This window comes from Streptomyces sp. NPDC002265, from assembly GCF_040296125.1.
GTDB lineage: Bacteria > Actinomycetota > Actinomycetes > Streptomycetales > Streptomycetaceae > Streptomyces.
This window is the reverse complement of the sequence record NZ_JBEOWS010000290.1, coordinates 1-12,595: the sequence shown is the minus strand read 5'-3', so window position 1 is coordinate 12,595 and position 12,595 is coordinate 1. Positions and strand designations below refer to the sequence as shown.

The following is a 12,595-nucleotide window of genomic DNA, read 5'->3' as shown; positions in this document are numbered from 1 at the left end:
GCATCTGCACCATGCGGTGGGGCCCTTCTCCGTTCGGGGACCCGGCCGGGCGTTCGCCCAGAGGCCGGGTGGCCCGTCGTTCACCGGCCGGACGGCCGGGTGGGGGTCACTCCCCGATAAGGGCATCGACGAACGCTTCCGGCTCGAACGGCGCCAGGTCGTCGGCACCCTCGCCGAGCCCGATCAGCTTGACCGGCACGCCCAGCTCGCGCTGGACCGCGACCACGATGCCGCCCTTGGCCGTGCCGTCCAGCTTGGTCAGCACGATGCCGGTGATGTCGACGACCTCGGCGAACACCCGGGCCTGCACGAGCCCGTTCTGGCCGGTGGTGGCGTCGAGGACGAGCAGCACCTCGTCGAGCGGGGCCTGCTTCTCGACCACGCGCTTGACCTTGCCCAGCTCGTCCATGAGCCCGGTCTTGGTGTGCAGCCGGCCGGCGGTGTCGATGAGGACGACGTCCGCCCCCATGTCCTTGCCCTCCTTCACCGCGTCGAAGGCGACGGAGGCGGGGTCGCCGCCCTCGGGCCCGCGCACGGTGTGGGCGCCGACCCGCTCGCCCCAGGTCTGGAGCTGCTCGGCGGCGGCGGCACGGAAGGTGTCGGCGGCGCCGAGGACGACCGTCCGGCCGTCGGCGACCAGGACCCGGGCGAGCTTGCCGGTGGTGGTGGTCTTGCCGGTGCCGTTGACGCCGACGACCATCACGATGCCGGGCTTGCTGGTCTCGGGCTCGGTCCTGACCGTGCGGTCGAAATCGGTGCCGACCAGCGTGAGCAGCTCTTCGCGCAGCAGGCCGCGCAGCTGCTCGGGGGTGCGGGTGCCGAGCACCTTCACCCGTTCGCGCAGCCGTTCGACCAGCTCCTGGGTGGGCATCACGCCGACGTCGGCGGTGAGCAGCGTGTCCTCGATCTCCTCCCAGGTGTCGTCGTCGAGGTGCTCGCGCGACAGCAGGGTGAGCAGGCCCTTGCCCAGGGCGTTCTGCGAGCGGGAGAGTCGGGCGCGCAGACGGACGAGCCGCCCGGCGGTGGGCTCCGGGATCTCGATGACCGGAGCTTCTTCGGCGGCGGGCTCCTCGACGGCTACCGGGGCCGAGGCCTCCGGAAGATCCACCTCCTCTATCGTGCGGCGCGGTTCTTCACGCGGCGTCTCGGCCTCTTCGCCGACCTGCGGTTCGGCCGGAGGCGCGGTGATGTCGGGCGCGGAGGGCGGCGGCGGGGGCAGCGACTTCGTCCGTCGGCTGCCGACGACGAGCGCGCCGATCGCGCCGAGCACGACCACGGCGATGACTACAGCAAGGATGACGGTTTCCATAACCCGTCCAGTATCTGTCATGGACCCAGGCAGGGCCCAGCTTGTGGTTTCCTCCAGCCCGGCGCGCCGCCCCGCGGACCCGGGCCGGACGGGCCACCGCATGGCAATCTGACGAGTCGTCAGCTACCGTCCTCCTCGCCGACCCGAAGGGGGACCCATGCCCGTCACCGTCGTACGCCTCAATCTCGTCGCCCCCGACGCCACGCCCGCGGCGCTGCACGAGCGCTACGCGGCGGCCCTGGAGATGGCGCGGTACGCCGACGACCACGGGATCACCACCGTGCAGACCGAGGAGCACCACGGCGTCGCCGACAACTGGCTGCCGTCGCCGTTCGCCTTCGCGGGCGCCCTGCTCGGCGCGACCCGGCGGCTGGCGGTGACGGTCTCGGCGGTGATCGGCCCGCTGTACGACCCGCTGCGGCTGGCGGAGGACATCGCCGTACTGGACCTGCTGAGCGGCGGGCGGCTGGTGACCGTGGCCGGGATCGGGTACCGGCCCGAGGAGTACGCCATGTTCGGGGTGGACTGGCGGCGGCGCGGCCGTCTCCAGGACGAGCTGCTGGAGACGGTCCTGAAGGCGTGGACCGGCGAGGAGTTCACCTACCGGGGCCGTACCGTGCGGGTCACCCCGCGCCCGTTCACCGCACCGCATCCCCTGCTGCTGGTCGGCGGTTCCTCGCAGGCCGCCGCCCGCCGGGCCGCGCGCCTGGGGCTGCCGTTCTTCCCCAGCGCGCATCTGCCGGAGCTGGAGGCGTACTACAAGGACCGGCTCGCGGAGTACGGCACCGAGGGCTGGACGATGATGCCCGCGGCCGAGACCCCGCTGCTGCACATCGCCGAGGATCCGGACCGGGTCTGGGCCGCGTACGGGAACCACTTCCTGCACGAGGCCCGTACCTACGCCTCCTGGCAGTCCGGCGACATCCGGTCGGCCGTGCGGTCCTCGGCCACCACGGTGGAGCAGTTGCGCGCCGAGGGGGTGTACCGCGTCCTGACGCCGGAGGAGTGCGTGGCGCAGGGCCTGGACAACCTGGTCCTGCACCCGCTGGCCGGCGGGATGCCCGTCGAGGAGGGCCGGCGCAGTCTGCGGCTGTTCTGCGAGGACGTGCTGCCCCGGCTCGGCGGCTGAGCCGGGGCGGCAGGTCCCACGGGGAACGGGGAGAGGGGCAGCGGGGACTTGGCCCTTCTCCCCGGGCTCACGGGGTGGGCGGTCAGCCCATCTCCTCCAGCGCCTTGCCCTTCGTCTCCTTCACGAACTTCAGGACGAACGGGATGGAGAGCGCGGCGAAGATCGTGTAGATCACGTAGGTCGCGGAGAGGTTCCAGTCGGCCAGCGACGGGAAGCTCGCGGTGATGGCCCAGTTGGCGATCCACTGCGCGGAGGCGGCCACGCCCAGGGCGGCGGCGCGGATCCGGTTCGGGAACATCTCGCCGAGGAAGACCCAGACGACCACGCCCCAGGACAGGGCGAAGAAGAGGACGAACACGTGGGCGGCGATCAGGGCGACCCAGCCCTGGGTGGCCGGCAGCTTGCCGTCGACGAGGTCGAACGAGAACGCCCAGGCCTCCAGTGCGAGGCCGACGACCATACCGACCGAACCGATCAGGGCCAGCGGCTTGCGGCCGATGCGGTCCACGAAGATCATCGCGATCACGGTGCCGATGATGTTGATGATCGACGTGGTGAAGGAGTAGAAGAACGAGTCGGTCGGGTCGACGCCGACCGACTGCCACAGCGTCGAGGAGTAGTAGAACGCGACGTTGATGCCGACGAACTGCTGGAAGACCGACAGGCCGATACCGACCCAGACGATCGGCTTGAAGAAGAAGGAGCCGCCGAGCAGGTCCTTGAAGGTGGACTTGTGCTCGCTCTTCATGGCGAGCTCGATCTCGGCGACCCGGGCCTTCAGGTCGGTCCTGTCGCCCTCGACCTCCTTGAGGACCTCAAGGGCGCGCTCCTCCTTGCCCACGGAGATCAGGAAGCGCGGCGACTCGGGGATCGCGAAGGAGAGCAGGCCGTACAGGGCGGCCGGGACGACCATGACGCCGAGCATGACCTGCCAGGCCTCCACGCCCAGCAGCTGACCGCGCTGGTCGCCGCCCGCGGCGTTCAGGATGCCCCAGTTCACCAGCTGCGAGATGGCGATGCCGACGACGATCGCGGCCTGCTGGAAGGAGCCGAGCCGACCGCGGTACGCGGCCGGGGAGACCTCGGCGATGTAGGCGGGGCCGATGACGGAGGCCATGCCGATGGCGAAGCCGCCGACGATGCGCCAGAAGGCGAGGTCCCACAGCGCGAACGGCAGTGCGGAACCGACCGCGCTGACCGTGAACAGGGCGGCGGAGATCTGCATGCAGCGGATGCGGCCGATGCGGTCGGCTATCCGGCCCGCGGTCGCCGCGCCGATGGCGCAGCCGATCAGCGCGATGGCGATGACCTGCGCCAGCGCGGCGGAGCCGATGTCGTAGCGGCTGCGGATGGCCTCGACGGCACCGTTGATCACAGCGCTGTCGTAGCCGAAGAGGAAGCCGCCCATCGCGGCCGCGGCCGCGATGAAGACGACATGCCCGAGATGGTCGGGGTGAGCCGTCCTGGCTCCGGGTGGGGGTACCTGCGCTGTGCTGGTCACGTCTGACTCCTCGGGCCACCGGCGTCGCTGCCGGTGATGTGGGGGCAAGCCCTTGGTGATGGTTCCAGTGGCGCACAGGAACACGCCGCCCACCACCTGAAGGTATAAGCAACGTCGCAGAGAATATGCCTTCAAGTTTCGAAGTTAATAATCCTGAGAGTGTGAGCTTATGGACAGGGGAGGCCCAGTATGTGTTCAAGTAGTGAATGAGCTGGGGATGTACGCGGGCATGACTCCGAGCTGGTGCAGCCCGCGTGCGACTACCGAAGGCGCTGGGAGATGACCTTCGAGACACCGTCGCCCTGCATGGACACGCCGTAGAGCGCGTCGGCGACCTCCATCGTGCGCTTCTGGTGCGTGATCACGATCAGCTGCGAAGCCTCCTGGAGCTCCTGCATGATGCGGATCAGACGCTGGAGGTTGGTGTCGTCCAGCGCCGCCTCGACCTCGTCCATCACATAGAACGGGCTCGGCCGCGCCTTGAAGATCGACACCAGCAGCGCGACGGCCGTCAGCGACCGCTCACCGCCGGAGAGCAGCGACAGCCGCTTGACCTTCTTGCCCGGCGGCCGCGCCTCGACGTCCACACCCGTGGTGAGCATGTTGTCGGGGTCGGTGAGCAGCAGCCGTCCCTCGCCACCGGGGAACAGCCGGCCGAAGACGCCTTCGAACTCACGTGCGGTGTCCCGGTACGCCTCGGTGAAGACCTGCTCGACCCGCTCGTCGACCTCCTTCACCACCTGGAGGAGGTCGGCCCGGGTCTTCTTCAGGTCCTCCAGCTGCTCGCTGAGGAACTTGTGCCGCTCCTCCAGGGCCGCGAACTCCTCCAGGGCGAGCGGATTGACCTTGCCCAGCTGCTGGTAGGCGCGCTCGGCGGCCTTCAGCCGCTTCTCCTGCTCCGCGCGGACGAACGGCCTGGGCCGGTTGCGCGGGTGCTCCGGATCGTCCGGCAGCTCCTCGCCCTCGGCGGCGGGCGAGGGCGGCACCGGCTGGTGCGGTCCGTACTCGGACATGAGCCCCGCCGGTTCCACACCCAGTTCCTCCAGCGCCTTGGTCTCCAGCTGCTCGATCCGCAGCCGCTTCTCGGCGCCGAGTACCTCACCCCGGTGAACTGAATCCGTCAGTTTGTCGAGCTCCGCCTTGAGGTCACGTCCGGCGGTGCGGGCGGCGACCAGTTCCTGCTCGCGCCCGGCCTTGGCGGCCTCGGCCGCGACGCGCTCCTCGTCCGCCCGGCGCAGCGAGACCTCGACGTGCCCGAGCAGCTGCCGGGCGCCGGAGGCGACGGCCTCCGCGACGGCCGCCTCGTGCCGCAGCCGGGCGCGCCGCTGCTCCGCACGCGCGCGTGCCTCGCGTTCGGCGCGGGCCGCCCGGTCCAGGGAGTCGGCCCGCCCGGCGAGCGACTTGACCCGCTCCTCGTGCGTACGGACCTGGAGCCGCGCCTCCATCTCGGTCTGCCGGGCGTTGGCCCCGTCCGCGGCGAGCCGGTCGCGCACGGAGGTGTCCGGTTCCTCCTCGACCGGCATCTCCTCCGCCACGGCGAGCCGTTCGGCGAGCTCCTCCGCCTCCAGTACGGCCTTGTCGAGCGCGTCCTGCGCCCGGGCCGCGGCCGCCGTGGACCGCTCGGCCTCACCGGCGGCCCCCCGGGCCTGGCCGGCCAGCCGGCCGAGCTGCTGCGCCACGGCCGACTTCTCCCGGTCGGCGGCCCGGCGCCGCTCCCCCAGCTCCTCGACGAGCGCTGCGCACTCCGCGCGCCGGCCGACGGCCGCCTGCTGCGCCCCGGCCAGCTCCTCGCACCGTACGGCCAGCACCTCCAGCTCGGCGGCCGCCTCGTCCACCGACGCCTGCACCTCCAGCAGACTGGGCGCGCCGGCCGACCCGCCGTGCGCGAAGTGCGCGCCCAGCAGGTCGCCCTCGGCGGTGACGGCGGTGAGCGCGGGGTGGGCGCCGACCAGTTCCACGGCCTCGTCGAGGGTGGCGACGACGACGATCCCACGCAGCAGCCGTCGTACGGCGGGCATGAGGTCGGCGGGGGCGCGGACGAGGTCGGCGGCGAAGGGCGGCAGGTCCGCGGCGGGGCGGTCGGCGGCGACGGGCGACCGATCCGTCGTGGAGGCCGGTGGTACGTCGTCGGGGTGCGGTGGTACGTCGTCGGGGGCGCCGCCGAGCAGCAGTGCGGCCCGTCCCGCGTCCTGTTCGCGCAGCAGGCGGATGGCGTCGGCGGCCGCGGCGGGGCCGCTCGCCGCGAGGGCGTCGGCGGCGGCGCCGAGGGCGGCGGCGAGCGCGACCTCGTGTCCCGGGGCGACCGTCAGCAGTTCGGCGGCCGGACCCAGCAGGCCGGTCAGCCGGTCCCGCGCCCCAAGCAGCGCGCCTGTGCCGTCCTTGCGGCGCAGCCCCAGGGCGAGGGCCTCGTGGCGGGCCCGGGTCGCGGCCCGGCTGCGTTCCGCCGCGCCGGCCGCCTCGCGGGCCTCGGTCAGGGCGGCCTCGGCCAGCGCGAGCTGCTCCTTCGCCGCATCGTGCCGGCCGGCGAGTTCCGCGTCGTCGGCGTCGAGCCCGTCCACCTCGGCCTTGAGCGTCTCGTACTCCTCCTGCGCGGTGCCGGCCCGCTCCTGCGCCTCGTCCCGCGCCGCGGCGAGCCGGTCGATCTCGGCCTGGGCCGAGGCGGCACGCGAACGGGCCGCGTTGACCTGGCCGTTCAGCCGGGCCAGCCCCTCCCTGCGGTCCGCGATGGCGCGCGCGACGTCCTTCAGGCGCCGTTCCTCGACCGCGAGTTCGCGTTCCAGCTCCGCGCGGTGGGCCACGGTGTCGTCCAGGGCGTGCTGCGCCGCCTCCAGGAAGGCCTCCAGCTCGGCCTCCTGCTCCCGGATCCGCGCGGCCTCGCGCTCCATGTCCTCGGGGTCGCGCCCGCGCCGTTCGTCCGGGGGCGCTGAGGTCGCGCTCTTGACGCGCGCGTCGGCCAGGGAGACGGTGCCGCGTACCCGTTCGGCAAGCTGGGAGAGTTCGTACCAGGTCTGCTGCGCGCGCTGGAGCCGTGGCGAGAGCCGCCGTACCTCGTCCTCCAGCAGGCCCTCGCGCTGGAGCGCCTTCTTCAGCTCCTGCTCGGCGGCCTCCTTGCGTTCCTTCAGCGCGGCCTCGTCGGCGACCTCGGCGTCGAGCGCCTCGCGCATCCGTACGAGATCGTCGGCCAGCAGCCGAAGTCGCGCGTCGCGCAGGTCCGCCTGGATCACCGCGGCCCGGCGTGCGACCGCCGCCTGGCGACCCAGGGGCTTGAGCTGCCTGCGCAGCTCGTCCGTCAGGTCCTGCACGCGCGCGAGGTTGGCCTGCATCGCGTCCAGCTTCCGCAGCGCCTTCTCCTTGCGCTTGCGGTGCTTGAGGACGCCCGCAGCCTCCTCGATGAAGGCCCGGCGGCCCATGGGGTCGGCGTGCAGGACGGAGTCGAGCTGGCCCTGGCCGACGATGACGTGCATCTCACGGCCGATGCCGGAGTCGGACAGCAGGTCCTGGATGTCCAGGAGACGGCAGGTGTCGCCGTTGATCTGGTACTCGCTGCCGCCGTTGCGGAACATGATCCGCGTGATGGTGACCTCGGCGTACTCGATGGGCAGCGCGCCGTCGGAGTTGTCGATGGTCAGGGACACCTCGGCGCGGCCCAGCGGCGGGCGGCCGGTGGTGCCGGCGAAGATGACGTCCTCCATCTTGCCGCCGCGCAGCGACTTGGCGCCCTGCTCGCCCATGACCCAGCTGAGCGCGTCCACGACATTGGACTTGCCCGAGCCGTTCGGCCCCACGACACACGTGATCCCCGGCTCGAACCGGAGCGTGGTCGCCGAGGCGAACGACTTGAAGCCGCGGAGGGTCAGCGCCTTGAGGTGCACGCCGCTGGACTCTACCTTCCGGTGATGTCTCACTCCATGAACCCGCGGTTTCACCCATGAACGTGCAGGGCACACCAGACGTTAAAGACAGTGAAAGGATGCGCGGGGGCAGGGATGCGGGGGCAGTCAGGACCGGGGGGAAGAAAGAAGGGACGCCGAAGCGTCCCTAATGCACACTCTGACAACTTAGCGGTTGATACGGGCAGCCCAACCACTGCGTGTGCTGTTGTGGAGCAGTGCAGCGATCAGGTGAGCGCAGGCTCCGCCTGGTGTGCGTCGATGCTCTCCATGATCCTGTCGTGAGAAGCGGCAGCCGTCAGCGCCTCGTTCTCGGCCTGGATCCGTCCGAGCTCGGATTCCAGGTCCTGTACGCGCTGCTGGAGCCGTCGCATCTCGGCGAGGAGTCGAGGGTCGGAGCCGCCGACGTAACCGAGAAGCGCCTTTGCCATGATGGATGGTCCTCCACACTGAGTGACCGACCGAAGCGGTGTGGGTCGTGAGGGATTCGCACCCGCGGTGCTTGGCACTCTTGAGTTCGTGCTGCCGTTCATCCATGCCAAACAGCTAAGGTGCGCGGGGCTTTCAGCGTCTCACCAAAAAGTTTGACGGTCAACACGATCACGCCCCGTATTGGCGGGCGACCCTGCGGCAGGCGGCCTGGAAACGGCGGCGCTGCGACTCCTGCGGGGCCCTCGGGGCGTGGCGATCATCCTTACGTGCGGAGCTTGCCACCACAAGCCGTTCTTGGCAACCACCAGGAGCTTTCTGCTCCGGGCAGGTGCCAGTGGCATATCACTCCGCTCCCACCTGGGCTTCCGTGCCGAGCGGAGTCAGCGGATGGCAAAGCCGTCGTAGCCGCCGCGGGGTGTGTCCCAGATCTCGGTGACACCGGTGACGCTCCCGGGCGTGTCGTCCCCCCGCAGCCAGTCGAGGAGTCCCTCGCACCCCGGACGCGGTCCTTCCGCGACGACCTGCACCCGTCCGTCGCCCAAATTGAGAGCAAAGCCACTCAGGCCGCCGATCTCCAGCGCCTTGGCCCGGGTGAACCATCGGAAACCCACACCTTGTACCCGTCCACGCACCCAGGCGACCAGCCGCACATCCTCGCTCATGACTGCAACCTAACCGGCCAATGTCCCTGGGGGCACTTCCTCCCCCTGCGTCATGCGGTACCGTCCCCACCCAATGAATCTCATATGAAACTCACTCGTTGGAGTGAGTCGGGCCGTCCAGGACATGCGGGAAACCGCCAGGTCGGCCGCCTGGACTCGGGACAGGCTCGGGTCGACCAGGTGGACGAGCAAGGACGAGGAAGGCAAGGACATGGGACGCCACGGACGCTCCGCCACGGGCCACGCCGCGGAGGTCATGGAGGCGCACGACCCCTCCATAGCCGGCTGGGGCGACCGCGGCCCGCAGGACTCGTACGGCGACGCCCCGACCGCGATGGGCACGGCGCCCTATCTGAACCCCACCGCCTACCCCGAGACCGCTTATCCCGAGACCACGGCACACAGCGACGCCCCTCTCTACGCGCCGCGGCAGGACGGCGGTGCGTGGTCCGACTCCACCATGACGTTCCCGCCGGGCACCGCCGACTGGTACGGACACGAGTACGGGTATGGGTACGGACCCCGGTACGAGTCCCAGTACGGGTACGGAAACACATACGAAAGCGCGTACGGAAACACGTACGGACACGCGTACGAAAACACGTACAGCCACCCCGTCCCGGACCAGCGCGTCGCCCACGACAGCCGCCCGGTCCACGAGACCCGTCCCGTCCGTGCCGACCGTCCCGTCCGCGAGGACCGCCCCGCCGCCGACAGCCGCCCGGTCCGCGATCCCCGCTTCCCCCGCGACGCCGCCTTCACCCGCAGCTTCCTGTCCGAGGGCTTCACGCCCGACGAAGGCGTACGACGCTCCGCGCACCGCCGTCGCAAGAAGCGCGCCGGGACCCCGGTCCGCAGCGGGCTGCTCGGGGTCTCGGCCGCGGTCGCGCTGGGCACCGTCGCGGTCGCCACCGGTGTGGTGCCCGGCCTGGAGAACTACCGGCTCGGCGGTGGCACCAGCGGCAGCGACAACGTGCAGGCCGCCGGCTCCCCGTCCAACTCCGCGACGGAGCAGGGCGGCACGTCCGGCACCGCGGCCGAGCGCGACGACCCCACGGCGGCCGGCCGCGGCTCCCAGCGGGCGAGCGCGTCGGCGGCCGCCACCCCGACGGCGCCGGCCGCCCCGAAGCCCAGCGCGACGCCGAGCACCACGCCCTCGAAGGCGCCGACGGCTGACCCCGGCACCGCCGAGACCACTCCGTCGCAGGAGCCGACGACGGCCACCAAGGCTCCGAAGCAGTCAAGCTCCGCGGTGACGGTGTCCGCGGAGGCGCAGGCCGAGGCCGAGGTGCTGAAGCTCGTCAACGAGGAGCGGGCGAAGGTCGGATGCAGCGCCCTGACGGCGAGCGGCTCGCTGACCCAGCTGGCCGAGGCCTTCAGCGAGGACATGGCCCAGCGCAACTTCTTCGACCACACGGACCCGGACGGCGCCACGCCGTGGGACCGGGCGGCGAAGGCGGGCATCAGCAACCTCGGCGGCGAGAACATCGCGCGGGGCCAGTCGGACGCCGAGGCCGTCATGGAAGCCTGGATGAACAGCCCCGGCCACCGGGCCAACATCCTGAACTGCGACTTCAACACGCTGGGCGTGGGAGTGCACTTCGGCGAGGGCGGCCCTTGGTGGACCCAGGACTTCGGCTACTGAGAAAACCGCAGGTCAGGGGCCTAGGAACCGGCTGGGGCCGTCCCGGGGCCGTCAGCCGGAGGTTCATACGGGAGGACGCGGTCCACGGCGGCCCGGGTGCGGGTCCCGCTCGACGGCATCAGGTGGGTGTACGTCCGCAGCGTGAACCCAGGATCGTGGTGACCGAGGTACTCGCTGAGTCCGCTTTACAGAGCCGGTGTGCTGCCCCCCCCCCCCGAAGGTCACGAGCAGTCGAACCAGTGCCCGATGGGGCGCTCAGGACAGGTGCGGCACTCGAAGATGTAGACACCGCCGGCGTCGCCTAGGTGCAGTCCGGCGGGATTGTGGGCGTTGTCCTTCCATCGCCGGCCGCCCGGTTCGCTCTCGTCGGCCCGGTCCTCCTCAGGAAGCCACGTGCGCCAGGACTCGCCGTCGAATTCCCAGCTGGACACGGTCAGAAGGTGCTCCATCCGGCTCCCGCACCCTTCGCAGTCGGGCCATACCGGTTCCTGATCCCAGCTCGGATAGCCACCCAGCTTGATCCCGGGGGCCTCCGCGAGGTGGTAGGAGTAGTACAGGTCGGTTTCGGCGAGCAGTGCGTCGAAGCGGCCTCTGAGCGCGTCGTAGATCTTCTCCGGCAGATCCCGACTCGGGAACTCGGTGACCTGCTCGGGGTGGACCACACAAGGGGCCGGGTACCAGTCCTCGTCCAGCCCAGCCGCTGGTACCGGGGTCGGCAGTACGTCGCCGACGGCACCGGAGTCCCGCCAGTAGACCTGGGGCAGGGGGTAGCAGAACTCGCCGTGGCCGTAGGGGCACCACAAGACCTGCAGCAGGTCCGTGCCTTCGGGAAAGGGCACGCCGGGCGCGTCGACACAATGGACCTGGACGATGGGAACCATGGGCACAGGGGGTTCCAGCCGGCTCGCGGTGTCCATGTCGTAGTGCTCTTCCCGGCATACCGGCCACGCCTCCTCGGCAGGCCAGAGCAAAGGACCTCCGACAGAACTGTCCTTATAGTCCGGAGAACCGGGACGCGGATGCAGCCGGACGGACTGACGGCGGAAGGGGAGCAACTCAGGAAACAGGCTCTCCACGTCCACCGGACGGTTGGGAGTGTGACGGGACATGACAGGACTCTAGATCTCCCATATGACAGTTGGGCCGCCCAGGACATGACGGCTGAGCACGGTCGAGCCCCGTCATCATTTCGGCTACTGAGATAAGCGCAGGTCAGGGTCCTAGGAGCCGTCCAGGTCCGTATCGGGACCGTCAGTCAGGGGTTCCTCCGGGAAGACGCGGTCCACGGCGGCCCGGGGGCGGGTCCCGCTCGACGGCATCAGGTGGGTGTACGTCCGAAGCGTGAACCCGGGGTCGTGGTGACCGAGGTACTCGCTGAGTGCCTTGATGCTCTCCCCCGCGTCAAGCCCCGGCTTCGCTCCGCTCCGCCGGGCGCGCTTCCCGGCTCCGCTGCGCCCGCGCTGCGCATGTGGATAGGGCCGGAAGCCATGAGTCGATCACCGCATGGAGCGGCCCACGGTCAAGGCAGTGCCTCCGGCGGGGGATCGGCCGGCACCGGGATGGAGGGGGCGCCGCCGCCGACTGCGGGTCCGTAGAGGGCGTGCGCAGGGAGCTCCCATCCCGTCCACCGCCGACCCAGGCAGAGCCGAGCAGACGCGGCCCCTGGCGTCCAGGAAGCTCCTACAGGACGTCAAGTGGCCTGTGGGGGGTGCAGTTGTGGATCGTTCATGCTGGTCAGATGCTTGTAGACCTCTCGTGCGATGAAGCGTTTGAGGCAGCGGAAGATGTCCTTCTTGGACAGGCCAGACGCACCGCCGAACCTATAAGGTCACAGGCGCTCGACCGGCCGCGTGCAGAACGGCACCGCCCAGCTGGCCGACAATTCCTGGAAAGGACAGCCCGAAGCGTCAATCGTTCGGCGGGTCAGGCCACTGAACCGCACCGGGTTGTCCGGAGACTCTAGGTTGTGGCTGTGACCAGGCGTTTCGTGGCCGTCAGGTAGTAGTTGACTTCGTATTCGGCGGGCG

The 12,595-nt window shown here is 70.6% G+C and carries 8 protein-coding genes and 2 pseudogenes; 2 read left to right on the top strand and 8 right to left on the bottom strand.

What is annotated here, in order from left to right; all coding sequences use genetic code 11:
• Nucleotides 1-106: 106 nt before the first annotated feature.
• Nucleotides 107-1,309 carry a signal recognition particle-docking protein FtsY gene (ftsY, locus tag ABT085_RS35220; protein WP_351617446.1) on the bottom strand — a complete coding sequence of 401 codons (1,203 nt, stop codon included), beginning with the start codon at nt 1,307-1,309 and terminating at the stop codon, nt 107-109.
• 157 nt (nt 1,310-1,466) lie between these two features.
• Between ftsY and ABT085_RS35215 the strand changes: the two genes are divergently transcribed.
• Nucleotides 1,467-2,438, top strand: a complete 972-nt coding sequence (locus ABT085_RS35215) for an LLM class flavin-dependent oxidoreductase (protein ID WP_351617443.1) — start codon at nt 1,467-1,469, stop codon at nt 2,436-2,438.
• 82 nt (nt 2,439-2,520) lie between these two features.
• Here ABT085_RS35215 and ABT085_RS35210 read toward each other — a convergent pair whose 3' ends face one another.
• The 4 genes from ABT085_RS35210 to ABT085_RS35195 all read right to left on the bottom strand — a co-directional run bounded on the left by ABT085_RS35210 (nt 2,521) and on the right by ABT085_RS35195 (nt 8,923).
• A complete protein-coding gene (locus ABT085_RS35210) occupies nt 2,521-3,939 on the bottom strand; it encodes a sugar porter family MFS transporter (protein WP_351617441.1) in 1,419 nt (472 codons plus the stop codon).
• 260 nt (nt 3,940-4,199) lie between these two features.
• A complete protein-coding gene (gene smc, locus ABT085_RS35205; RefSeq protein WP_351617438.1) occupies nt 4,200-7,811 on the bottom strand; it encodes a chromosome segregation protein SMC in 3,612 nt (1,203 codons plus the stop codon).
• A 245-nt stretch (nt 7,812-8,056) separates the two neighbouring features.
• The gene (locus tag ABT085_RS35200; protein ID WP_020942469.1) at nt 8,057-8,260 is read right to left on the bottom strand and encodes a hypothetical protein; all 204 of its coding nucleotides are present in this window, start codon (nt 8,258-8,260) and stop codon (nt 8,057-8,059) included.
• A gap of 381 nt (nt 8,261-8,641) precedes the next feature.
• On the bottom strand, nt 8,642-8,923 hold the full coding sequence (locus ABT085_RS35195; RefSeq protein ID WP_351617435.1) for an acylphosphatase: 282 nt from the start codon (nt 8,921-8,923) through the stop codon (nt 8,642-8,644).
• A gap of 211 nt (nt 8,924-9,134) precedes the next feature.
• On the opposite strand from ABT085_RS35195, the gene ABT085_RS35190 reads away from it, so the two are divergent.
• Nucleotides 9,135-10,568, top strand: a complete 1,434-nt coding sequence (locus ABT085_RS35190) for a CAP domain-containing protein (protein WP_351617433.1) — start codon at nt 9,135-9,137, stop codon at nt 10,566-10,568.
• 20 nt (nt 10,569-10,588) lie between these two features.
• Here the strand turns inward: ABT085_RS35190 and ABT085_RS35185 are convergent.
• The 3 genes and pseudogenes from ABT085_RS35185 to ABT085_RS35175 form a co-directional block, all read right to left on the bottom strand.
• Nucleotides 10,589-10,747 (bottom strand): annotated as a pseudogene (locus ABT085_RS35185) (site-specific integrase); the annotation flags it as partial.
• Nucleotides 10,748-10,789: 42 nt separating this feature from the next.
• On the bottom strand, nt 10,790-11,485 hold the full coding sequence (locus tag ABT085_RS35180) for a DUF1963 domain-containing protein (protein WP_351617430.1): 696 nt from the start codon (nt 11,483-11,485) through the stop codon (nt 10,790-10,792).
• A 303-nt stretch (nt 11,486-11,788) separates the two neighbouring features.
• Nucleotides 11,789-11,980, bottom strand: a pseudogene (locus ABT085_RS35175) (site-specific integrase); the annotation flags it as partial.
• Nucleotides 11,981-12,595 lie beyond the last annotated feature (615 nt).